The sequence below is a fragment of the Micromonospora inositola genome, assembly GCF_900090285.1.
GTDB lineage: Bacteria > Actinomycetota > Actinomycetes > Mycobacteriales > Micromonosporaceae > Micromonospora > Micromonospora inositola.
Genome location: NZ_LT607754.1, coordinates 3,275,147 through 3,297,260, shown reverse-complemented (window position 1 = coordinate 3,297,260; position 22,114 = coordinate 3,275,147). Strand labels below are relative to the sequence as shown.

Genomic DNA, 22,114 nt, shown 5'->3' with positions numbered 1-22,114 from the left:
CTAGCCGATGTCGTCGCGGCGTGCCTGGGCCGTACGGTCAGACCGCCTCGGTCAGCGCCGGCTGCGTGATCAGCCCGACATTGTGGGCGCGCAGGTGCCAGCCCCGGACGTCGTCGTGGCGCAGTTCGGTCCAGTGGCAGTTGGACAGGGAGCCGACGCTGCGCAGCACCGCGTGGTCCCAACCGAGCAGGTGGCCGACGCCCTGACGGGCACCGCCACCGTGGGTGCTGACCACGACGGTCCCACCGACGGCCAGGTCGGCCGCGTCCTGGAAGGCCGCGCCAATCCGCTTGCCCAGGTCGTCAAGAGTCTCGATCTCCGCGCCCGGATCGGGGTCGCCGGCCCGCCAGCGGGCGTACTCGTCGGGGAAGCGCTCGGCGACCTCGCTCAGGGAGAGACCCTGCCACAGGCCGAAGTATCGCTCGCGCAGCCGGGCGTCGGTGCGTACCGGCAGCCCGGTCAGCGCGGCGAGCGCCGCGGCGGTGTCGACCGCCCGGCACAGATCGCTGGCCACGATGGCGTCCGGGCGCAGCCCGGCGAGCAGCGGCGCGGCGGTCCGGGCCTGCTCCCGACCGAGGTCGTTGAGCGGCACGTCGGTCTGCCCCTGCACGCGGTTGGCGGCGTTCCAGTCGGTGTTGCCGTGCCGCCAGATGATCAGGCGGGTCATTCCGCGGCGGAGGCGCCGGCGGCGGAGTCGGCGTCGACGAGGTCGCGGTCCACGAACGGGATCTGCGGGCAGTCCTTCCAGAGCCGGTCGAGGGCGTAGAACTCGCGCTCCTCGGTGTGCTGGACGTGCACCACGATGTCGACGTAGTCGAGCAGCACCCAGCGGCCGCCCCGCTCGCCCTCGCGCCGGACCGGCTTGGCCTTCTCCGGCAGCTCGAGCAGGCGCTCCTCGATGGCGTCGACGATGGCCAGCACCTGACGCTCGTTGGGGGCCGCGGCGAGGACGAACGCGTCGGTGATGGCGAGCTGGTCGCCCACGTCGATGATGACGATGTCCTGTGCCTTCTTGTCGGCCGCGGCCTGGGCGGCGGCCATCGCCAGCTCGTGAGCGCGTTCGGAAACTGTCACCGTTCTCCTTCGATCAACCGTGCGACCCTCCAAGCCTCTCACACCCGGCTGGGCGACGACTTGTCAGTTCTGGTCGATTACGGGGACATACGCTCGCATTCCGGGCGGTATCACTCCTGATAGAGGCGCCGTTTCGCGATGTACTGCACCACACCGTCCGGTACCAGGTACCAGACCGGCTCACCCCGGGCGACCCGGGCGCGGCAGTCGGTGGAGGAGATCGCCATCGCCGGCACCTGCACCAGGCTGACCGTGTCGGCGGGCAGGTGCTTGTCCGTCAGCTCGAAGCCCGGCCGGGTCACCCCGACGAAGTGGGCCAGCTCGAAGATCTCGTCCAGGTCCTTCCAGGAGAGGATCTTCTCCAGCGCGTCCGCGCCCGTGATGAAGAAGAGCTGCACCTTCGGGCCGTACTCGGCGTGCAGGTCGCGCAGGGTGTCGACGGTGTAGGTCGGGCCACCCCGGTCGATGTCCACCCGGCTGACCTGGAACCGGGGGTTGGAGGCGGTGGCGATGACCGTCATCAGGTAGCGGTCCTCGGGCGGGCTGACCGGCTCGTCGGCCTTCTGCCACGGTTGGCCGGTGGGGACGAAGACCACCTCGTCCAGCTCGAACCGGTCCGCCACCTCGCTGGCCGCGACCAGGTGCCCGTGGTGGATCGGGTCGAAGGTGCCGCCCATGATCCCGATCCGCCGGATGTCTTCCTCCACCAAACGATCGTAGGCCGGTGCCGGGTGGACGCCAGGCGGGGCCGCCGGCGGTCCCGATCATCGGTCGCCGCCGCGGCCCCGCGCCGGGCCGGGCCGGGCCCGTGGCGAGCCCGGCCTCGACCCCGGTCAGGCCGCCGCGGCGGCCACCGCCGTCCGGGCGACCAGCGCGCGGCGCAGGTCGTCGTCCATGTCGGTGACCCGCCGCCGCAACCCCGGCGTGAGGTCGTCGCGGGCCAGCAGGGCCGCGGCCAGCTCCCGGGTGGGCTGCGCCACGGCGTAGCGGGGGAAGGCCAGGGTCGCCACCCGGTCGGCCGTCCAGGGGGTACGCAGCCGCGCGGCGGCCGGCATGTCGGCGAAGTACCGCTCGACGTACGGGCCCGTCAGCTCGGCCTGCTCCGGCTGCCAGAAGCCCTCCGCGGTCGCCTCCACGAGGCGGTTGGAGAGCTCGGCGTTGACCGTGACGATCTCCCACGCGGCCCGCTTGGCGGCCGGGCCGGGCAGCGCGGCGCGGCAACTGGCGGCCCGCTCCGCCCCGGTGGCGCTGCGGTCGGCGGTCGCCTCGGCGGCGATCTCCGGCTCGCCGGCCGCGCCGAGCACCACCAGGCGCAACAGCAGCGCCCAGCGCAGGTCGGCGTCCACGGCGAGCCCCGCCGGCACGCCGTCGCCGGCCAGCCAGCCGCCGAGCAGCGCGGTGTCGGTGGTCGACGAGATCAGGCCTCGGGCCGCGGCGAGCTGGAGCGACCCGCCGGCCGGCGCCCCGGCGAGCAGCGTGGCGCAGGCCCCGGCGACCCGGAGCAGGGCGGCCTCCCGCGCCAGCGGGTCCAGGTAGCGGTCGATCAGGCCGCGGCTGAGGGTGAGCACGTCCTCCGCGATGATCACCTCGGTCTCGGCGGGCAGCGCGGTCGCGATCAGCGCCACCACCGCGGCCACCGGCCGCTCGCCGTCGGTGGCCGCGTCGAGCGCCTCACCCCAGAGCAGCGCCCGGGCCAGCGGGTCGGCCAGCCCCGGCAGCACCGTCGGCACGGCGTCGGCGGAGGCCGGGTCGAGGCGGATCTTGGCGAAGGTCAGGTCGCCGGCGTTGGGCAGCAGCAGGCCGGTGGCGGCCTCCCCGACCAGCCCGGTCAGCTCGGTACGCCCCTTGTCGGCGTCCGGGTCGAGGTCCACCTCGAACCGGCTCGCCGTCCCGTCGGCGGCGTACCGGCCGACGCCGATGCGATGCGGCCGCAGCACCGGGTAACCGTCCGGCGCGGTCTGCACCACCGCCACCTCGGTCCACCGGCCGTCCGCGTCCACCGCCGTCTCCATCCGCAGGGTGTTCACCTGGGCGCGGCGCAGCCAGCGCTCGGCCCAGTCGGTGAGGTCCCGCCCGCTGGCGGCACTGAGGCTGCCGAGCAGGTCGGCCAGGGTGGCGTTGCCGAACCGGTGGGCGGCGAAGTGCGCGTTCAGCCCGGCCAGGAAGTCGTCGTCACCGAGCCAGGCGACGAGCTGCCGCAGCACGCTGGCGCCCTTGGCGTACGAGATGCCGTCGAAGTTGAGCAGCCCCTGCGCGGCGTCCGCGACCTCCTCCGGCGCGACCGGGTGGGTGGAGGGCCGCTGGTCGGCCGCGTACCCCCAGGCCTTGCGGCGCATGGCGAAGGTCGTCCACGCCTGGTCGAAGCGGGTAGCCTCCGCGGTCACCCTGGTGCCGAGGTATTCCGCGAAGGACTCGTTCAGCCACAGGTCGTCCCACCAGCGCATGGTCACCAGGTCGCCGAACCACATGTGCGCCATCTCGTGGGCGATGGTGGTGGCGCGCAGCTCCCGCTGGCTGTCGGTGACCGCGGACCGGAAGACGTAGTCGTCCCGGAGGGTGACCAGGCCCGGGTTCTCCATCGCGCCGGCGTTGAACTCGGGCACGAACGCCTGGTCGTACTTGCCGAACGGGTAGCGCTCGGCGAAGAGCTGGTGGAACCGGTCGAGGCACTGCTTGGTGACGGTGAAGATCTCGTCCGCGTCGGCGTCCAGGTGGGTGGCCAGGGAGCGCCGGCAGTAGACGCCGAGCGGGATGCCGTCGTGCTCGTCGTGCCGGACGTGCCACGGGCCGGCGATCAGCGTGAAGAAGTACGTCGCCAGCGGCGCGGTGGGGGCGAACTCCCAGCGCCCGGGCGCGGGCCGGGCGGCGAGCTGGCCGTTGGCCGCGACCGTCCACTCCGGCGGGGCGGTGACCGAGAGCGCGACCGGCGCCTTCAGGTCCGGCTGGTCGAACGCGGCGAAGATGCGCTGCACGTCGTCGAGGAAGGACATCGCGTACAGGTACGTCTCGCCGTCGGCCGGGTCGACGAAGCGGTGGATCCCCTCGCCGGTGTTCGAGTACACCATCTCGGCGCGGACGGTCAGCGTGTTCTCCTCGGCCAGGCCGGTCAGCGGGAGCCGGTTGTCGGCCAGCGCGGCCGGGTCGAGCGCCCGGTCGTTGAGTCGCACCTCGAGCAGTCTGGCGGGTTTGACCTCGGCGAAGGTCTCGGCGCCGGGGGTGGCCCGGAACCGGATCGTGACGGCGGAGCGGAACCGCTCGCCGGCACCGGTCAGGTCGAGGTTCACCTGGTAGGACTCGACGGCAATCAGCGCGCCACGCGCGGTCGCCTCTACACGGGTCAGGCTCGGCATCCGCTTATCCTGCCCGATGGGGATCCGGACCGGCTCCCCGGTGACGCGCGGCGATGGAGGAACAAGGATGGGTCAGCACCCCAAGGGCGACTTCGACCTCACCCGGGCGGTCTGGCAGCGGGCCGAGGGCGACACCTCCGACAGCGCGGTCGAGGTGGCCTTCGTCGACGACCTGATCGGCATGCGCAACTCGGCCGAGCCGGACGGGCCGGTGCTGGTCTTCACCCAGGCCGAGTGGGACGCGTTCGTCGCGGGCGCCCAGGACGGCGAGTTCGACCTGGACTGACCGCGGCGCTCCGCCGCCGGGACGGTGCGCCACCTCCCGGCGGCGTTCACAGATCACCTTCGCCCCAGCCGAGACCGCCCGTACCCGGGGGCGTGGTGGAAGCCCGGACGCCGGCGCCGAGCGCGTCGACCACCCGCCGCTGCCGCCAGGACGGCGACCTGTTGTCCCGCATTCGTCCTCCCGTCGTCGATCCGGCCCGGCCGGCCGGCCTCGCATGCGGCGGCCAAACAGATTTCCGTCGTCCGGGGAGGGGCCAGCGCGACGAGCTTCGGCTGGCCCCTCTCCTGGGCGGTGGATTCGGTGATGATGGGCGGTTCAGCCGGCCGCCCGGGGGTAGACGCAGACGGCCGAGGGCCGAGCCCGCTGCCGGAACCAGGTCAGGAGCAGCAGATGAGCAGGATCCCCGTCGACCGCAGCCCGGAGAGCACCCTGGCGTTCCTTCGGGAGGGTTACCGGTTCATCGCCGACCGCTGCGACCGGTACGGCAGCGACATCTTCCAGACCCGGCTGCTGCTGGAACCGACCATCTGCCTGCGTGGCCGGCCCGCCGCCGAGCTCTTCTACGACGACGACCGCTTCCGGCGGCGGGGGGCCATGCCGATGCGGGGGCAGCGAACGCTCACCGGGGTCGGCGGGGTGCAGGGGCTGGACGACGCCGCGCACCGGGTGCGGAAGGCGATGCTGATGTCGATCATGACGCCCGCCGCGATCCACCAGCTCGGCCAGCTCTTCGACGACGAATGGCGGGCCCGGATCCCGGTCTGGGAGCGGTCCGGCCCGGTGGTGCTCTACGACGAGGTCGCCCGGATGCTGACCCGGGCGGTCTGCGCCTGGGCCGGGGTGCCGCTGGCCGACTCGGAGGTGGCCCTGCGCACCGCCGAGCTGCACGCGATGATCGACGCCTCGGCCGCGCTCGGCCCTCGGCACTGGCGGGGCCTGCTCGGCCGCCGCCGCGCCGAACGCTGGACCGGCGCGGTCGTCGACCGCGCCCGGACCGGCGCGCTGCCCGCCCCGGAGGGCAGCGCGCTGCGGGTGATCGCCGAGCACCGGGACGACCGGGGCCGCCCGTTGCCCCGCCGGATCGCCGCGGTGGAGCTGCTGAACGTCCTCCGCCCGACCGTCGCCGTGGACCGCTTCGTGGTCTTCGCCGCGATGGCGCTGCACGACCACCCGCACTGGCGGGAACGGGTCCGCGGCAACGAACCGGCCACCGAGACCTTCGTGCAGGAGGTGCGCCGCTACTACCCGTTCTTCTCCGTGGCGGCGGCCCGGGTCCGGCGCCCCTTCGAGTGGGCGGGCCACCACTTCCCGCTGGGGCGGCGGGTGCTGCTCGACCTTTATGGCACCAACCACCATCCGGAGCTGTGGCCGGGGCCGGAGCAGTTCCGGCCCGACCGGTTCGTCGGCTGGCGCGGCGACCCGTTCAACCTTGTCCCGCAGGGCGGCGGGGACCACCTCACCGGCCACCGCTGCGCCGGGGAGTGGCTCACCATCGAGCTGATGAAGCGCGCGGTGACCAACCTGACCGCGGCCATGAGCTACCGGGTGCCACCGCAGGACCTGGCGCTCAGCCTGCGCCGGCTACCCACCCTGCCGCCGAGCGGCTTCCTGATCGACGGCGTCCGCCGCACCGCGTGAGCCGGGCTCACTCCGCCACCACCAGCGCCTGCGGGGCGGCCTGCTTCATCCGGGTACGCAGCCACTTGAGCTGGATCGCGGTCTCCTGCTCGCAGGACCTCACCACCGCCAGCAGGTCCTCGTCCCGGGCCCCGTACGCGGCCTGACCGACCACCGCCCAGCAGATGTCGCACTCAGCCGCCATCAGGTAGAGATCCTGCAGGTCGCGGAGCAGCCCGATGCCGCCGGTCCGGGTGCCGGAGAAGAGCTGCGAGTGCAGCCGGTCCGGTTCCGCCGGGGCGTCCTCGGCGTACCGGCGGGAGAACGGCTCGAGCTGCTCCGCGTGCCGGCGGCACTGGACCGTCAGCTTCTGGCAGGTGTGGAAGACGTCCGGCTCCTCCCGGTGCGCCTCGCCGACCTCGGTGAACGCGTCGCCGAGGCGGGTCTGAGCCTTGTGCAGCAGCCCGAGATAGTGCGCCAGCTGCATGTCACTCCCCCCTCGAGGATGCCTCGGCGGCCGGCCCGCCGACGGTGGCCGGGATGCCCGATCCCTCGGGCGGCGCGGAGCCCCCGACGGTGGGCGCGGGCGAGGGGCGGCCCCCGGAGTCCGCCTCCTTCACCACCCGCACCGCGGCGACCTTGAAGATCGGCTGCTTGGAGACCGGGTCCCAGGCGGTGATGGTCAGCTCGTTCGCGGCCCGCTCGTGCCGCCCGTCGGCACCGCCGTGGGGAGCGCCGCCATCCGGGCCTTCGCCGGGAGCGCCGCCATCCGGGCCTTCGCCGGGAGCGCCGCCATCCGGGCCTTCGCCGGGAGCGCCGCCTCCCGGACCGCCGACCCCGCCGGGCCCGGGCCCGGCGGGGTCGGCGGCGTCCCAGTAGCCGTAGTGGAAGGGGAGGAAGACCACGCCGGGGCGTACCCCGCAGATCCGGGCCCGGGCGCGGACGGCGCCGCGCGGCGACTCGACCCGGACCAGGTCCCCCTCCCCCACCCCGAGCGTCCGGGAGTCGGCCGGGCTGAGCTCCACCCACACCTCGGGCGCGGCGTGCATCAGCTGGCTGGCCCGCCCGGTCTTGGTACGGGTGTGGAACTGGTAGACGGTGCGCCCGGTGGTGAGCAGCAGCGGATAGTCGCCGCTCGGCACCTCCGGCGACGGCTGGTACGGCGTCGCGTGCAGGAACGCCCGCCCGCGCGGTTCCTTGGCCCGGTACTCGTCGGGCAGCAGCTCCGCCCCGGTGGCCAGGTCGTGACCGTACGACTCACAGTAGTCCGGGTCGGTGTTGAAGACCCCGTCGGTGTAGAGCCGCTCGGTGCCGTCCGGGTGCTCCTCGGTGCACGGCCACTGGATGCCGCCGGCGCGCAGCCGCTCGTACGTGATCGCGGTGTAGTCGCAGGGCCGGCCCCGCGAGCACTCCTGCCACGCCTCGAACGCGGACTCCGGGTCCGACCACTTGATCAGCGGCGCTCCGGCGGAGTCCCGGAAGTCCATCCGGCGCGCGTAGTCGAGGAAGATGTCCAGGTCCGGACGGGCCTCACCGGGCGGGTCGACGGCCTTGTCGGAGATGTGCACGGTCCGGTCGACGCTGGTGAAGGTGCCGGTCTTCTCGCCCCAGGTCGCGGCCGGCAGCACCACGTCGGCCAGCTCGGCGGTCTCGGTCAGGAACAGGTCCTGCACCACCAGGAACAGCTCCGGCTTCGCCAGGATCCGGCGGGCCCGGGCCAGGTCCGGCAGGGAGACCGCCGGGTTGGTGGCGGAGATCCAGAGCAGCTTGATCGAACCCTGTTCGGCGTACCGGAAGATCTGCATGGCGTGGGTCGGCGGCGCCCAGTGCGGAATGGTGTCCACCTCGACGTTCCAGAGCCGGGCCAGCTCCGCGACGTGCTCCGGGTTCTCCCAGTTGCGCAGGCCGGGCAGGTCGCCGTCGGCGCCGCACTCCCGGTTGTTCTGCGCGGTCGGCTGGCCGTTCATCTGATAGATCCCGGCCCCGGGCCGGCCGATCATGCCCCGGATCAGGTGCAGGTTGTTCACCTGGCAGGCCGCCGCGGTGGCCTGGTTGGACTGGTAGAAGCCCTGGAGCACGGTGGAGAGCAGCCGGGAGGAGTGGCCGAGCAGGTCGGCGGCCCGCTCGATGTCGCGGGCCGGCAGGTCGCAGATCTCGGCCACCTTCGCCACCGGGTAGTCGTCGACCACCCGGCACAGCTCGTCGAAGCCGACGGTGTGCGCCCGGACGTACTCCTCGTCGTACCAGCCGCGGTGGATCAGCTCACGGAGCAGGCCGTTGAGCAGCGCCACGTTGGTGCCGTTGCGCAGCGCCAGGTGCACGTCGGCCTCCCGGGCCGCCGGCGTGGCGCGCGGGTCGACCGCGAGCATCGCCGGCGGGTTCGGCCCTCGCCGCCGGTCCAGCATGCGCATCCAGAGCACCGTCTGGGTCTCCGCGACGTTGTGCCCCCAGAGCGCGATCGCGTCGCAGTGGTCCACGTCGGTGTACGACCCGGGCTGCCCGTCGGTGCCGAACGACGCCTTCAGGGCGGCGGCGGCGGTGGCGGTGCAGAGCCGGGTGTTGCCGTCCATGTGCGGGGTGCCGAGCCCGGCCTTCCCGATCAGGCCGAGCGTGTAGTACTCCTCCAGGAAGAGCTGGCCGCTGGTGTAGAAGCCGAAGTGCCCCCAGCCGCCCGGGCCGTCCAGCAACTCCTTCGAGCGGGCCACGATCCGGCCCATCGCGGTGTCCCAGTCGGTCTCCACCAGGCGGTCGCCCTCGCGCACCAGCGGCCGGCGCAGCCGGTCCGGGCTGTGGTTGGCCTGCCAGCCGTACAGGTCCTTCGGGTCGACCCGGCCGTGGTTGATCCGGTCGCCGGCCCGCCCACGGACCCCGACGATCCGGTCGTCGACCACCGCGATGTCCATCGCGTCGCCGTTGGAGTGCAGGATCGACGCGGTCGGCACCCAGCGCTGCACGTCGGCCTCGGTGTGCCCGTCGGCGAGGAAGCTGTCCACCCGCACCGGCCACCGCTCCCCCGGCCCGTACGGGGTGCGCGGCCCCCACGGGTCCGCGATCCGGTCCACCATCTCTCACCCCTCCTCTGGAGCTTCCCGCCACAGCGGCATCCGCCGGCCGGTGGCCCGGTTGAACAGCAGGTCGACCACGGTCACCAGGAGCACGGCCGCGAACGCGGTCACCAGTTGGGTGGGGGTGCGCAGCAGCCCCAGGCTCACGATCAGTGTGGTCGCGCCCGCCGGCGGGTGCGCGGCGCTCAGCAGCACCAACACCGCGGCGGTGACCGCGAGGGAGCCCACGGCCGCGATGACCCGGGGCACCGAGACGCCCTCCTGGAGGGCGGACTGATGGTCGGCGAGCCCGGTCAGCACCAGCATCGCGTACCCGGCGAGCAGCGCCACCAGGTGCCCGATGAGGGTGTTGCGGGGCGAGGACTCGGGCTTGCCGGGCTGCTCGACGTGCAGCACGACCGCCGGGCCGAGACTGGGGAAGAGCCACGGCTGCCGGGTCAGCAGGGCGACCGTGCCGGCCACCACCAGGGCGACGGCGCTGCCGCCGAACGCTCTTGCGGCGGTGCCGGCAGGGGACGGTTTCTCCTCGTTCTGCGCAGGCATGACGACTGCTGTACCCGGCCGCCCGCCGAACGAATCGACCGCGTCGGGCCGGCTGCGCCGTCGGTCGGGGGGGCCAACTGGCCGGCGGTCGGGTCCAGCGGCATCCGGAACTAGCCGGTCTCGACCAGCGACTTGACCCGGCGCAGCGTGTCCCGCAGCCCGATCTCCGGGTCCCGGCCGGTGGTCAGCCCCAGCGCCCGGCGGACCGGGCTGGACCGCCAGCGCATTTCGGTCCGGATCTCGGTGCCCCGGTCCTGCGGGGCGGAGACCAGCTCGACCCGCCCCTGCTCGGCCACCGGCCCCTCGGTAACCCGCCAGCTCAGCCGGCCCGGACCGTCGACGGTGAGCTCGGCACGCCACTCGGTGCCCCTGCCGGCGGGGTCGCTCGCCACGCAGCGCCACAGGTTCTCGTCGAGCCGCTCCAGGGTGGCCCACTCGGCCAGCGCCCGGTCCAGCCGTTCCCGGTCGGTCCAGAAGCCGATCACGGCTTCCATCGGGCGGTCCACGATGATCCCCCGCCGGACGACGTACCAGCCGTCCACCCGCTCGAGCTGGTGTGGACGCCGCCGTCGGGCGACCATCCGGCCGACACCGATCGCGGCCGCCGTGGCGGCGCCCGCCACCGCCCACCTCGTTCCTCTGCTGGCCATCACATCTCCTCAGCCCGGGCGTCCGGGGATGGACCGCCCGCATCCCGCAGCGCTACCCGGCGCGGAGGCGTCGAAACGACAAAACGGTTTGATTAGCAGAGATCCGGGCAATCGGCCGACCCCGCCCCAGCGCTCATCCGGGAGGCAGCGTGGCCGTCGATCACCGCGGACCGGGCCGGCACGCCGGCAGCCGGCCGTTCGCCCCGTCGGGCCCGGGGTCGGCATGAGCGCCCCGGCCCGCGACCAGCACGCGGCGTTCGCGCCGGCCCCGGTCGTCGGTGGCGCGGCCACCGCGGCGGGCGGCGGCCTGCCACCCGATCGGCTCCCCGTCGAGTACGTCCTGCCGCTGCGCCGGTCCGACGACACCGGCCTCACCGGGCTGACCGACTACCTGCGCGATCTCACCCGGTGGGTGGACGTCACCGTGGTCGACGGCTCCGCATCGGACCTCTTCGCCCGGCACGCCGCCGCGTGGCGGAACCTGGTCCGACACGTCCGCCCCGACCCCACGCCGCGCGGCGCCAACAGCCAGGTGCTCGGGGTGCTGACCGGGATCGGCCTGGCCCGGCACGAGCACGTGGTGATCGCCGACGACGACGTCCGGTACGACGAGGCCGGGCTGCGGGCGGTGCACGAACTGCTGGACCGGGTGGACCTGGTCCGGCCGCAGAACCACTTCGACCCGCTGCCCTGGCACGCCTGGTGGGACACCGGCCGCATTCTGCTCAACCGCGCGTTCGGCGGCGACTGGCCGGGCACCCTGGCCGTGCGCCGGAGCACCTTCCGCGCCACTGGCGGGTACGACCCGGACGTGCTCTTCGAGAACCTCGAGCTGGTTCGCACCGTGTGCGCGTACGGGGGCGCCACGGCGACCCCGGCCTGGCTGCACGTACGCCGGGTCCCGCCGACCGTCGCGCACTTCCGCGGGCAGCGGATCCGGCAGGCGTACGACGACCAGGCCCAACCGGTCCGGCTGGTGGCGGCGCTGGCGGTGCTGCCGGGCGTGGCGGCCGCGCTCGCGGCCCGCCGGCCGGGCCTGCTGCTGCGCGCCGCCGTGGCGACGGTGGCCGTCGCCGAGGTGGGCCGCCGGCGGGCCGGCGGCGCCCGGGTCTTCCCGGCGCGCACCGCGCTGGCCGCCCCGCTCTGGGTGCTGGAACGCGGAGTCTGCTCCTGGCTCGCGCTGGGCCGGCGGTTGCGCGGCGGCATGCCCTACGCCGACGCGCGGGTGCGCGACCCCGCGCATTCCATCCGGACGCTGCGCCGCCGGCTGGCCGGGAACGGTCCCGGTGACCTGGTGCTGTGGGTGGAGTCGGACGTGCGCGCCGCCGGCCGACCGACGGCGGCGGTCGCGGGCTGCCGCAACGAGGTCACCGGCTCAGCCGCCGGCCGGCTGCCGAGCTGAATCGTCCACGCCATCAGCTCCACAGCGTTCGCCGACAGGTCCGCCGGGCACGCGACAGCTCGCGGCCACTCCCCGGTCGGGCCGGGTGTGACCGCGAGCTGCGGCGTACGAGGGTCCGGGTCAGTACCGGACCTGTTCGCGGGACTGCTGCGCGGTGCCCTTGACGTCCTGCGCGGCCGACTTCGTGTCGTCCTTGACCGCGTGCACTGCGTCCTGGGCGGTGGAGCGCACCGACTCGGTGGCCTGCTGCGCCGGCTCGCGCAGCTCCTCCTTGAGCTCGCCGGCCACCTCGCCCAGCTTCTCCTTCACCGCGCCGGCGTGCTCGCCGGCCTTCTCCTTGACCTGCGCCGCCACCTGCTGCTCGCGGCGGCTGGCCGGGATCAGCGAGGAGACCAGCATGCCGGCGCCGAACGCGATCAGGCCGGCGGCCAGCGGGTTGCCCTCGGACTTCTCCCGCAACACGTGCGGGGCCCGCTGGGCGGCGTCGCCGACCGTGGAGGCGGCGGCGTGCGCCTTGTCGCCGACGGTGGAGGCCGCCGAGGAGGCGTGGTCGGCCGCCGAGTGGGCGGCGTGACCGGTGCTGTGGCCGTAGTCCGAGGCGGTTCCCATGATCTTGTCCCTCACATTCTGGAGCGCGTTGCGCGCCCGCTGCTTGCGGTCGTCGACGATGCGGCTCGGGCTGACCTTGTACGCCAGCGCGTCCACGTCCGAGCTGAGGCTGTTACGGGTGGCCTCGATCTCCCGCCGGATCTGGTCGGGGTCGGTGCTCATCGGGTGACTCCCTCCGGGTGCGGCTTGAGCGCGTCGGGGATGCGCTGCACGCTGTCGTTGGTCTGCTTGAGGCCGCGAATCCGCTCGGCGTTCTTCTTGGCCATGGAGTAGAGGACCGCCGCGATCGCGGCCCAGATGACGGCCACGATCAGCGCGGCCAGGCCCGAATCCATCACGTTGTCCAGGGCCTGCCACAGCGCGATGGAGAGGAAGAGCGCCACCATGTAGCCGCCGAAGCCGGCGCCGCCGAACAGCCCGGCGGCCTTGCCCGCCTTCCTGCCCTCCTGGCGGATCTCCGCCTTGGCCAGCTCGACCTCCTGCCGCATCAGCGTCGAGAGGTCGGTGGTCACCTGGCGCATCAGCTCACCGAGGGAGCTGCCCCGGACCTCGTCCGCGGTGTGCGGGGCGCCCGTCTCCGCGTGGTAACCGGAGTCCAGTCCGGACCCCTGCGTCGGCATGTCATGCCGTCGCCTCCCTTCTGACGGATCGGCCGCTCACGGACGGGTGACGCCGCTCGACGGCACGCCCGGCAGCGGGTCGGTCTGGCTCACCGGCGGCAGCGGCTGGCCGGTGCCGGTCTGCGGCTCTGCGTAGCCGCCGCGGGTCGGGTCGGTGTAGCCGCCCGGCTCGGCGTAGCCGGTCTGCGGGTCGGCGTAGCTGCCCGGGGTCGGGTCGAGGTAGCCGCCCGGCGGCACGGCCTCCGGCACCGCGCGCGAGGTCGGGATGACCGCGGTCCGGTCCGGGTCGTAGCCCGGGCCGTACGCCCGGCGGGCCGGGTCGTCGTCGCCGGTGGCGGCGATGTTCTTGGTCAGCCGGCCGGCGAGGACGCCGAGGACGGCGGCGCCGACCAGGAAGGTGCCCGGGTTGCGGCGGGCGTAGCTCTTCACCTCGTGCAGGATGTCGCCCGGCTCGCGCTGCTCCAGCCAGCCGGCCACGCCGTGCACCCGGTCGGCGGCCTGGTGGGCCAGCTCGGTCACCGGGCCGGACTGGCCGCTGCCCTGCGCCATCGAGCGCATCTCCTCGGCCAGCGAGCGGAGGCCGCCGGCGGCGCGCTGCTGCTGCTGGCTGGTCTGGGCGGCGACCTGGTTGCGGGCCTCGCCGTAGAGGTTGCGGGCCTGGCGCTTCGCCTCGCCCACCACCTCCTTGCCCTGCTCCTTGGCGGTCTCCGCGACGGCGCCGCCCGCGTTCGCCGCCTCCGAGCCGACCTGGCGGGCCTGGTCACGGACGCCACCGCCGTTGTGCGACTCCTGCCCGTAGGTGGAGGACGTGGGGGAAAGATCGTAGGTCATGATTACCCTTCCGCTCGGATGGTCGTAGCGGTTGTGTCGTGGGGTCGTGCCGACGTGTTGTCGGCGTGACCATTGACCTACCCCCAGTCGTCGGGTCCATGCCTGATTCGTCATTTCTCTGCGGAACCGCCCCACCTCGATCACACAATGGAGGGTCGTCCGGCCCCGGGCGGCGGCTGCTCCACGGAGGTGACAGCGATGGCACGTGACGTGCGCGGACGCGCCCCGGCCGGCCCGAAGCCCCGGATCCAGCCGGTCGCCGCCGCGGTGGCCGCCGTCTTCGTCCTGATCGGCGTGCTCGGGTTCGTCCCCGGGGTCACCACGCACTACGGCGACCTGACCTTCGCCGGGCACCACTCGGAGGCGAAGCTGCTCGGCCTGTTCCAGGTGTCGGTCCTGCACAACCTGCTGCACCTGCTCTTCGGCCTGGTCGGGCTGGTGCTCGCGCGTCGGGTCGCCGGGGCCCGGCTCTTCCTGGCCGGCGGCGGCGCCGTCTACCTGGGCCTCTGGCTGTACGGCTTCGGCATCGACATGAAGACCGCGGCCAACTTCGTGCCGTTCAACGACGCGGACAACTGGCTGCACCTGTTCCTCGGCTTCGGCATGCTCGTCGTGGGGCTGCTGCTCTCCAACGACGTCGGCACCGGCGGCCGGCTGGACACCCCGATCGACCGCCCCTGATCTGCGCCTTCACCCGGTCGGGTGGTCCGTCACCCGACACACTGGGCGCGGGTTTGCCGAATCCTTGCCCGGGGCAACGGAGGGTCACCACGGGGAGTGATCCGACGGACGAGGAGGTCCTGCGATGCCACGGTGGTTGCGGGAGAACGCGCTCACGGTCGCCATGCTCGGCGCATTCCTGGTCTTCCTCGCGTTGCAGAGCGTGACCGGCTGGCAGGTCCACAACGAGGAGCTGACCCAGTACGGCGCGGCCCCGCTGAGCTGGTGGGCGTACCTCGGCACCGGGCACTTCGCCGAGGCGGTCTTCGAGAACTGGGAGTCGGAGTTCCTCCAGATGGGCGGCTACGTGCTGCTCACCGCGTACCTGGTGCAGAAGGGCTCGGCGGAGTCGAAGCCCGAGGGCCAGGACGACCGGCCCGACGACGACCCGCGCCGGGCCAAGCCGGACTCCCCCTGGCCGGTCCGGGTGGGCGGCTTCCCCCTGGCCGTCTACCGCAACAGCCTCTCGCTGGCGCTGCTGCTGATCTTCGCCGGCTCGTTCCTCGGCCACCTGTTCGGCGGCGTGGCGGAGTACAACCAGGAGCAGGCGCTGGAGAGCGGGGCCGCCCCGATCGGCGCCTGGCAGTTCCTCTTCACCAGCGACTTCTGGTTCCAGTCCATGCAGAACTGGCAGAGCGAGTTCCTCGCCGTCGGCGTGCTGATCCTGCTCAGCATCGTGCTGCGGCAGCACGCCAGCCCCGAGTCGAAGCCGGTCACCGCCGCGCACGCCGAGACCGGCGCCTGACCGGGGGCGCCCCCGCCGCCCGGGTCGGCCGCCGTCAGGCGGCGACGGGCAGCCGCTTGGCGAAGCAGACGCTGTACGGGTTGCCGACGTACTCGCCGTAGACCGGGATGGGCTCGTACCCGCTGGAGGTGTAGAGCCCGATCGCGGCCGGCAGGTACGTCCCGGTCTCGAGGCAGACCACGGCGTGTCCGCGCTGGAAGGCCAGCTCCTCGAGGGCGGCCAGCAACTGCCGGGCGATGCCCCGCCCCCGGTACGCCGGGCGGACGTACATCCGCTTCAGCTCCCCGGTGTCGCCGTCCAGCGCCTGGAGGCCGCCGCAGCCGACCGCCCGGCCGCCGACCACCGCCGCCAGGTAGTGGATGTCGTCCTGGGTCAGCGTCGCCTGCCCGTCCAGCCCGCCGTCGGCCGCCCGCAGATCACGTTGCTGGGCCGTGACCAGGGCGGCGATCTCGGGATCGGTGGCGGGACGGGATTCGATCAGCATCCCGTCACGCTAAGCCGAGCGGATTTCGCGGAGGTTTCCGGCCAACGACCCGAACACGGACGTAGCCGAGCTATTCGTCGTCGTCCAGGTCGTCGGAGAGGTCCGCGTCCAGGCCGCCGGACTCCAGCTCGTCCTCGGGACGCCGGCGGCGGGCCTTGCGGGCGGCCAGCCGCTCCGCCGCCGAGGCGCGGGCCGACTTGTCCTCCAGCCGGACGTCGGTGCCCCGGTTGCCCGGGACGAAGTCCACCCCGGCGTAGAGGGTGGGCTGCCAGTCGAACTCCCGATCGCCGATCCGCACCAGGTCGCCGGGGTTCGCGCCGGCCTTGGCCAGCTTCTCCTCGACACCGAGCCGGGCCAGCCGATCGGCCAGGTAGCCGATGGCCTCGTCGTTGTCGAAGTTCGTCTGCCGCACCCAGCGCTCGGGCCGGACGCCCCGGACGGTGAAGGAGCCGTCCTCCTCCGCCTCGATGGTGAAGCCGGTGTCGTCGACCGCCTTCGGGCGGATCACGATCCGGGTCGGCTCGGCCGGCGGCGCCGCTTTGCGGCCCTGCTCGACCAGCTCGGCCATCGCGTACATGAGCTCCTTGAGCCCCTCGCGGGTGGCCGTGGAGACCTCGAAGACCTGGAAACCGCGCGCCTCCAGGTCCGGCCGGACGATCTCGGCGAGATCCCGCCCGTCCGGTACGTCGATCTTGTTGAGGGCGACGAGCCGGGGCCGGTCGGCCAGGCCGCCGTACTCGGACAGCTCCGCCTCGATGGTGTCGATGTCGGCGAGCGGGTCCCGGCCGGGCTCCAGCGTCGCCGTGTCGACCACGTGCACCAGCACGGCGCAGCGCTCGACGTGGCGGAGGAACTCCAGCCCAAGGCCCTTGCCGGTGGCCGCGCCCGGGATCAGGCCCGGCACGTCGGCGACGGTGAAGGTGTGGTTGTCCACCCGGACCACGCCCAGGTTCGGCACCAGGGTGGTGAACGGGTAGTCGGCGATCTTCGGCTTGGCGGCGGAGATCACCGAGATCAGCGAGGACTTGCCGGCCGACGGGAAGCCGACCAGGCCGACGTCGGCGACGCTCTTCAGCTCCAGCACCACGTCCAGGAGGTCGCCGGGCTCACCCAGTTCGGCGAAGCCGGGGGCCTTGCGCCGGGCGTTGGCCAACGAGGCGTTGCCCCGCCCGCCGCGGCCACCCCGGGCCGCCTCGAAGGTGGTGCCCGCGCCGACCAGGTCGGCCAGCACCTCACCGTCGAGGCTCTGCACCACGGTGCCGTTCGGCACCTTGATGATCAGGTCGTGGCCGTTGGCCCCGTCCCGGTTCGAGCCGGCGCCGCCCTTGCCGTTCTCGGCCTTGAGGTGCGGGCGGAAGTGGAAGTCGAGCAGCGTGGTCACCTGCGGGTCGACGACCAGCGAGACGCTGCCGCCGTGCCCGCCGTTGCCGCCGTCGGGGCCGCCGAAGGGCTTGAACTTCTCCCGGTGGATGGAGACACAGCCGTGCCCGCCGTCGCCGGCCTGCATGTGCAGGACGACCCGGTCAACGAACGTCGTCACGACGCCAATCCTTCCAGCGGGGTCCACCCCCGCGTGAGAAAAGACGAAGCGGGCCGGGACACGAGGTCCGCGGCCCGCTTCGCCTTCGAACTACTGCTGCGGCACGATGCTGACGGTCTTGCGACCCCGCTTGGTGCCGAACTGGACCGAGCCGGCGGCCAGCGCGAACAGCGTGTCGTCGCCGCCACGGCCGACCAGGTCACCGGGGTGGAACTTGGTGCCACGCTGACGGAGGAGAATCTCACCCGCGCTGACGACCTGACCACCGAAGCGCTTCACGCCGAGCCGCTGGGCCGCGGAGTCGCGACCGTTACGCGAGCTGGACGCACCCTTTTTGTGAGCCATTGGAGGACGACCTACTTCCCGCTGGAGATGCCGGTCACCTTGACCTGGGTCAGCGGCTGGCGGTGACCCTGGCGCTTGTGGTAGCCGGTCTTGTTCTTGAACTTGTGAATCTTGATCTTCGGGCCCTTGGTGTGCGCGGCGATCTCGCCGGACACCGCGACCTTGGCAAGCTTCGCCGCTTCGGTCACCAGGTCGTCACCGTCGACGAGGAGCACCGCGGTGAGCTTCACCGCGTCACCGGGGGCACCGGTGAGCTTCTCGACCTCGATCACGTCGCCCTCGGCGACCTTGTACTGCTTGCCGCCGGTCTTGACGATCGCGTACATCGGAGGCGGACTCCCTGTCGTTGAGGCTGCTGGCGGTCGTTCCCACGGCGACTCGCCGGGCAGCAGTGACACCGGCGGCGCGGGCACGCGGGAACTCGGCACACCAAAGTGCGCCGCAGGCAAGCGTACGCCATACCCGGCCCGCCGCCCAAACCGGGCCGCTGGTCAGCGCGGGCAGAGCTCGTCGAGGCGCTGCTGGAGGCGGTCGAACTCCGCCTCGTCGATCTTCTCGACGTCGGTGCCCAGGCTACCGACCTCGGTGGCCAGGTCGGCCAGCAGCGTCTTGAGCTGCGGGTCGGTCGCCCGCCCCGACTGCTGCCGGAGGGCGTCCCGCCAGCCCGCCAGGGCCGCCTCGGCGTCGCGGCGGGCGGCGTCGGCCGCCGCCCGGTCGGTGCGACCGACGGTCAGCATCTCGGCCAGCTTCTGGACGTACGTCTGCACGGCGGTCGAGCCGGCCCGCTTCGCGGCCAGGCAGACCCCCGCGTCACCGGTCGGCGTCGGGGTGGGCGTGCCGGAGACGCCCGGTGCAGCCGTGGCCGACGGCGCCGGTGAGGCGAACCCCACACTGAAGGGGTTGGAGTCGTTGTCGGCGCAGGCCGCGCCGGTCAGCAGCACGGCGGTCACCATCGTGGCCGCGAGCGGGCGACGCATGTCTCCTCCTGTCCGAGGAGCCGCCGTCCGGCCGGGGGTCGTCGAGACGGCAGAGCCCCTCCCACCGGACACTGTTGCCGGGGAAGGGGCTCTGTCAAACGTCGCGCCGGTCAGCGACTCACGGCCGGGTACGCCGCCGGGCGCCGCCGCGACGGGAGCGCCGCCGGCCGGTGCCGCCCTCGGCGCCCTCCTCGTCGGTGTCACCCAGCGCGTCCGGGTCGTCCGGTGCGGCCAGCCGGGCGGACTCGCCCTCCTGGCTGTCGGCGACCGCCGGGGCGGCCGGCGTCTCGGACTCGTACCGGGACAGGTCGTAGCCCATCGTGTCGTGGTACTCCGACTCCGCCTGCGCCACGGCGTCGGTGGTCTCGGTCACCTCGGCCACGGTCTTCTCCGGCGCGGCGGCCTTGCGGGCCCGACGCCGGGACGAGGCGGTGCCGCCCTGCTCGGCGGCGGGGGTGGTGACGGCCGAGGCGACCGCCTTGACCTTCTCCCCCGCGCCACCGCCGGCACGCGGCTTCTCCGGCACCGGCTCGGTGTGGATGATCAGACCGCGGCCCTTGCAGCACTCGCAGGTCTCGCTGAACGCCTCCAGCAGGCCCGCGCCGATCCGCTTGCGGGTCATCTGCACCAGGCCAAGCGAGGTGATCTCGGTGACCTGGTGCTTGGTGCGGTCCCGGCCCAGGCACTCGGTGAGCCGGCGCAGCACCAGCTCCCGGTTCGACTCCAGCACCATGTCGATGAAGTCGATCACCACGATGCCCCCCAGGTCGCGCAGCCGGAGCTGGCGGACGATCTCCTCGGCCGCCTCCAGATTGTTCCGGGTGACCGTCTCCTCCAGGTTGCCCCCGGAGCCGGTGTACTTGCCGGTGTTGACGTCGATGACGGTCATCGCCTCGGTCCGGTCGATCACCAGCGAGCCGCCGGAGGGGAGGAAGACCTTGCGGTCGAGCCCCTTCAGGATCTGCTCGTCGATCCGGTACTCGGCGAAGACGTCGGTGGTGCCGGCGTGCCGGCGCAGCCGGGCGACCAGGTCCGGCGAGACGTGCGACAGGTACGACTCGACCTCGCCGTACGCCTGCTCGCCCTCGATCACCAGGTCGCGGAAGTCCTCGTTGAACAGGTCCCGCACGACCCGGATGACCAGGTCCGGCTCCTCGTAGAGCAGCACCGGGGCGCCACCCTCGGCCGCCTTGGCCTGGATTTCCTCCCACTGCGCCTGGAGCCGCTTGACGTCCCGGGCCAGCTCGTCCTCGCTCGCCCCCTCGGCGGCGGTCCGCACGATCACGCCCGCGCCGTCCGGAACCAGCTTCTTGAGCACGTCGCGCAGCCGCTTGCGCTCGGTGTCCGGCAGCTTCCGGCTGATGCCGGAGGCGTTGCCGTTGGGCACGTAGACCAGGTGCCGCCCGGAGAGCGCGATGTGGCTGGTCAGGCGGGCGCCCTTGTGCCCGATCGGGTCCTTGGTCACCTGCACCAGCACCGAGTCGCCGGAGCGGAGCGCCTGCTCGATCGAGCGGGCCCGGCCCTCCAGGCCGGTGGCGTCCCAGTTCACCTCGCCGGCGTAGAGCACGGCGTTGCGGCCGCGACCGATGTCGACGAAGGCCGCCTCCATGCTGGGCAGGACGTTCTGCACCTTGCCCAGGTAGACGTTGCCGGCCATGGTGCCGGAGGAGTTGCGGGTGACGTAGTGCTCGACCAGCACGCCGTCCTCGAGGACGGCGATCTGGGTGCGGTCACCGCGCTGGCGGACCGCCATCACCCGGTCGACCGCCTCCCGGCGGGCCAGGAACTCCGACTCGCTCAGGATCGGCGGCCGGGTACGCCGCTGCTCCCGACCGTCCCGGCGGCGCTGCCGCTTGGCCTCCAGCCGCGTCGAGCCGGAGACGCCCTGCACCTCGTCGACGGCCCGGCGCGGCTCGCGGATCTTGACCACGGTGGGCACGCCGTCCTCGGCGCCGCCCTCCACGTCACCGGCGCCCCGACGACGGCGGCGGCGCCGGCGGCGGGTCAGCCCGTCGCCCTCGCCCTCCTCGTCCTCGGTCTCCTCGGCCTCGGCCTCGGCGCTCTCGGCCTGGATGGCCTCCTCGGCCTCCTCGGCCTCCTCGTCCTCCGCGCCGCCCTTGCCCCGGCCGCGACCCCGCCGGCCGCGACGGCGACGGCGACGCGCCGCGGCCGTCTCCTCGTCCTCGTCCTCGTCCTCCGCCTCACCGATCTCCTCGGCTTCGACGGCGGGCTCCTCCTCGACCTCGACCTCGGCCTCGACCGGCTCCACCTCGCGGCGGCCGCGCCGCCGGCGGCGACCGGTCTCGACCGGCTCCTCGGCCGGCTCCTCGGCGGCCGGCGCGGGCGCGGTGACCCGGACGACCGGCGCCTCCTCCGGCTGCGGCGCCATGAAGAGCACCGTCGGCGCGGAGAGCGCGGCCCGCCGCCGGCGGGTACGCGGCTCCGGCTGCTCGGCCGGCTGCTCGCCCGGAACCGCCGCGCCGGGCGCGACGTCGCCGCTGCGGTCCCCGGCCCGCGGCGGGGTGGCGCCCTCGGCGGCCGGGGGGATCTCGGCGGTACCCGAGGCGGCCGGCGTCGGCTCCGCGGCCGGGGTCCGCTGCGCGGTCTCCTCGGCCTCGGTCGGCTCGGCGGCCTCCTCCTCGGCGGTGATCTCGTCGGCCGGGGTCTCCTCGGCCGGCGCCTCCTCGGCCAGGGCCGGCGCGGCGTCCTCCCGCGGCTCGGCGGCCGGGGTCTCGGCCTCCGGCGGGACGGCCTTCCGGCGCCGGGTGCGGGTCACCTTGACCGGGGGGACGACCTCCGCGGAGGCCTCCTCCGCGCCGGTCGCCACCACGGGCTCCTCGGCCGCCTTGGCGGTGGTCGCCTTGCGGCGGCGCCGGGGGGTCTTCGGGGCGGCCTCCAGCTCACCCACGACCGGGGCGAACACCTCCGCCTGGGGCGACTCGCCGGTGGTCGTGCCGGCCTCGGTGGGCGCCTCGGCCGGCGCGTCGGTCTGTTCCGGCTGGTTCAGCGGGGCGGTCCGGCGGCGGCTGGTCCGCTTGCGGGCCGGCGGCCGGGCCTCGGCGGTGCTGTCAGTGCTGTTGTCGGCGGTGTCGCCGGCCGGCTGTGAACCGGTCCGTTCGCCGCCCTCGGGCTCGTTCTCGAGCATGGACGTTCTCCAGTTCTGGCTGCCCCGGGCGCGGGTGAGCGCTGCCACGCAGGGTCGCCGCAAAAGTGTTTCCGCCGGGCGCGCGAGGTGCACGACCGCCGAAGTCTGCCT

The 22,114-nt window shown here is 73.6% G+C and carries 23 protein-coding genes; 5 read left to right on the top strand and 18 right to left on the bottom strand.

The window, feature by feature from the left end:
- Positions 1-37 precede the first annotated feature (37 nt).
- The 4 genes from GA0070613_RS15800 to pepN all read right to left on the bottom strand — a co-directional run bounded on the left by GA0070613_RS15800 (position 38) and on the right by pepN (position 4,424).
- Positions 38-667, bottom strand: a complete 630-nt coding sequence (locus GA0070613_RS15800) for a histidine phosphatase family protein (RefSeq protein WP_089013005.1) — start codon at positions 665-667, stop codon at positions 38-40.
- Positions 664-1,074 (bottom strand): ribosome silencing factor, encoded by a 411-nt coding sequence (gene rsfS / locus GA0070613_RS15795; protein WP_089013004.1) that lies wholly within the window; start codon positions 1,072-1,074, stop codon positions 664-666. Before rsfS ends, GA0070613_RS15800 begins: the two co-directional genes overlap by 4 nt.
- A gap of 110 nt (positions 1,075-1,184) precedes the next feature.
- The gene (gene nadD / locus GA0070613_RS15790; protein ID WP_089013003.1) at positions 1,185-1,781 is read right to left on the bottom strand and encodes a nicotinate-nucleotide adenylyltransferase; all 597 of its coding nucleotides are present in this window, start codon (positions 1,779-1,781) and stop codon (positions 1,185-1,187) included.
- A 126-nt stretch (positions 1,782-1,907) separates the two neighbouring features.
- Positions 1,908-4,424 (bottom strand): aminopeptidase N, encoded by a 2,517-nt coding sequence (gene pepN / locus GA0070613_RS15785; protein WP_089013002.1) that lies wholly within the window; start codon positions 4,422-4,424, stop codon positions 1,908-1,910.
- Positions 4,425-4,491: 67 nt separating this feature from the next.
- Here pepN and GA0070613_RS15780 point away from each other — a divergent pair, with 67 nt between their 5' ends.
- On the top strand, positions 4,492-4,710 hold the full coding sequence (locus tag GA0070613_RS15780; RefSeq protein ID WP_089013001.1) for a DUF397 domain-containing protein: 219 nt from the start codon (positions 4,492-4,494) through the stop codon (positions 4,708-4,710).
- A gap of 46 nt (positions 4,711-4,756) precedes the next feature.
- Here the strand turns inward: GA0070613_RS15780 and GA0070613_RS33960 are convergent, their stop codons facing one another.
- Positions 4,757-4,882, bottom strand: coding sequence for a hypothetical protein (locus GA0070613_RS33960; RefSeq protein ID WP_269459041.1), 126 nt, complete (start codon positions 4,880-4,882; stop codon positions 4,757-4,759).
- A gap of 218 nt (positions 4,883-5,100) precedes the next feature.
- Between GA0070613_RS33960 and GA0070613_RS15775 the strand changes: the two genes are divergently transcribed.
- A complete protein-coding gene (locus tag GA0070613_RS15775) occupies positions 5,101-6,348 on the top strand; it encodes a cytochrome P450 (protein WP_089013000.1) in 1,248 nt (415 codons plus the stop codon).
- A 7-nt stretch (positions 6,349-6,355) separates the two neighbouring features.
- Here GA0070613_RS15775 and GA0070613_RS15770 read toward each other — a convergent pair whose 3' ends face one another.
- The 4 genes from GA0070613_RS15770 to GA0070613_RS15755 all read right to left on the bottom strand — a co-directional run bounded on the left by GA0070613_RS15770 (position 6,356) and on the right by GA0070613_RS15755 (position 10,585).
- Positions 6,356-6,814 carry a hypothetical protein gene (locus tag GA0070613_RS15770; RefSeq protein WP_089012999.1) on the bottom strand — a complete coding sequence of 153 codons (459 nt, stop codon included), beginning with the start codon at positions 6,812-6,814 and terminating at the stop codon, positions 6,356-6,358.
- 1 nt (position 6,815) lies between these two features.
- On the bottom strand, positions 6,816-9,392 hold the full coding sequence (locus tag GA0070613_RS15765; protein WP_089012998.1) for a molybdopterin oxidoreductase family protein: 2,577 nt from the start codon (positions 9,390-9,392) through the stop codon (positions 6,816-6,818).
- A 3-nt stretch (positions 9,393-9,395) separates the two neighbouring features.
- Complete coding sequence (locus tag GA0070613_RS15760; RefSeq protein ID WP_089012997.1) at positions 9,396-9,935, bottom strand: HPP family protein; 540 nt, start codon at positions 9,933-9,935, stop codon at positions 9,396-9,398.
- Positions 9,936-10,045: 110 nt separating this feature from the next.
- A complete protein-coding gene (locus GA0070613_RS15755; RefSeq protein WP_197699083.1) occupies positions 10,046-10,585 on the bottom strand; it encodes an SRPBCC family protein in 540 nt (179 codons plus the stop codon).
- Between the two features lie 223 nt (positions 10,586-10,808).
- Between GA0070613_RS15755 and GA0070613_RS15750 the strand changes: the two genes are divergently transcribed.
- Positions 10,809-11,987, top strand: coding sequence for a glycosyltransferase (locus GA0070613_RS15750; RefSeq protein WP_231929786.1), 1,179 nt, complete (start codon positions 10,809-10,811; stop codon positions 11,985-11,987).
- A gap of 120 nt (positions 11,988-12,107) precedes the next feature.
- Here the strand turns inward: GA0070613_RS15750 and GA0070613_RS15745 are convergent, their stop codons facing one another.
- Genes GA0070613_RS15745 through GA0070613_RS15735 form a run of 3 tightly spaced genes read right to left on the bottom strand, consistent with a single transcriptional unit; the run spans position 12,108 to position 14,047 of the window.
- Positions 12,108-12,758 (bottom strand): DUF3618 domain-containing protein, encoded by a 651-nt coding sequence (locus GA0070613_RS15745; RefSeq protein WP_089012996.1) that lies wholly within the window; start codon positions 12,756-12,758, stop codon positions 12,108-12,110.
- Entirely contained in the window at positions 12,755-13,216 is a 462-nt protein-coding gene (locus GA0070613_RS15740; RefSeq protein WP_089012995.1) for a phage holin family protein, read from the bottom strand. Before GA0070613_RS15740 ends, GA0070613_RS15745 begins: the two co-directional genes overlap by 4 nt.
- Positions 13,217-13,252: 36 nt before the next feature.
- Positions 13,253-14,047: an ATP synthase subunit B family protein gene (locus tag GA0070613_RS15735; protein WP_089012994.1), complete on the bottom strand. Its 795-nt coding sequence runs from the start codon at positions 14,045-14,047 to the stop codon at positions 13,253-13,255.
- 198 nt (positions 14,048-14,245) lie between these two features.
- Between GA0070613_RS15735 and GA0070613_RS15730 the strand changes: the two genes are divergently transcribed.
- Both GA0070613_RS15730 and GA0070613_RS15725 read left to right on the top strand, forming a co-directional pair.
- On the top strand, positions 14,246-14,728 hold the full coding sequence (locus GA0070613_RS15730) for a DUF4383 domain-containing protein (protein WP_089012993.1): 483 nt from the start codon (positions 14,246-14,248) through the stop codon (positions 14,726-14,728).
- Between the two features lie 124 nt (positions 14,729-14,852).
- Positions 14,853-15,512 carry a DUF6766 family protein gene (locus GA0070613_RS15725; protein ID WP_089012992.1) on the top strand — a complete coding sequence of 220 codons (660 nt, stop codon included), beginning with the start codon at positions 14,853-14,855 and terminating at the stop codon, positions 15,510-15,512.
- 34 nt (positions 15,513-15,546) lie between these two features.
- Here the strand turns inward: GA0070613_RS15725 and GA0070613_RS15720 are convergent, their stop codons facing one another.
- The 6 genes from GA0070613_RS15720 to GA0070613_RS15695 all read right to left on the bottom strand — a co-directional run bounded on the left by GA0070613_RS15720 (position 15,547) and on the right by GA0070613_RS15695 (position 22,003).
- The gene (locus tag GA0070613_RS15720) at positions 15,547-15,996 is read right to left on the bottom strand and encodes a GNAT family N-acetyltransferase (protein ID WP_089012991.1); all 450 of its coding nucleotides are present in this window, start codon (positions 15,994-15,996) and stop codon (positions 15,547-15,549) included.
- A gap of 70 nt (positions 15,997-16,066) precedes the next feature.
- Positions 16,067-17,536: a GTPase ObgE gene (obgE, locus tag GA0070613_RS15715; protein ID WP_089012990.1), complete on the bottom strand. Its 1,470-nt coding sequence runs from the start codon at positions 17,534-17,536 to the stop codon at positions 16,067-16,069.
- Between the two features lie 90 nt (positions 17,537-17,626).
- Positions 17,627-17,881 carry a 50S ribosomal protein L27 gene (gene rpmA / locus GA0070613_RS15710; protein ID WP_089012989.1) on the bottom strand — a complete coding sequence of 85 codons (255 nt, stop codon included), beginning with the start codon at positions 17,879-17,881 and terminating at the stop codon, positions 17,627-17,629.
- Positions 17,882-17,892: 11 nt separating this feature from the next.
- The gene (rplU, locus tag GA0070613_RS15705) at positions 17,893-18,207 is read right to left on the bottom strand and encodes a 50S ribosomal protein L21 (RefSeq protein ID WP_089012988.1); all 315 of its coding nucleotides are present in this window, start codon (positions 18,205-18,207) and stop codon (positions 17,893-17,895) included.
- A gap of 165 nt (positions 18,208-18,372) precedes the next feature.
- Entirely contained in the window at positions 18,373-18,858 is a 486-nt protein-coding gene (locus tag GA0070613_RS15700) for a hypothetical protein (protein WP_089012987.1), read from the bottom strand.
- 118 nt (positions 18,859-18,976) lie between these two features.
- Positions 18,977-22,003 (bottom strand): Rne/Rng family ribonuclease, encoded by a 3,027-nt coding sequence (locus GA0070613_RS15695; protein ID WP_089012986.1) that lies wholly within the window; start codon positions 22,001-22,003, stop codon positions 18,977-18,979.
- Positions 22,004-22,114: the final 111 nt, after the last annotated feature.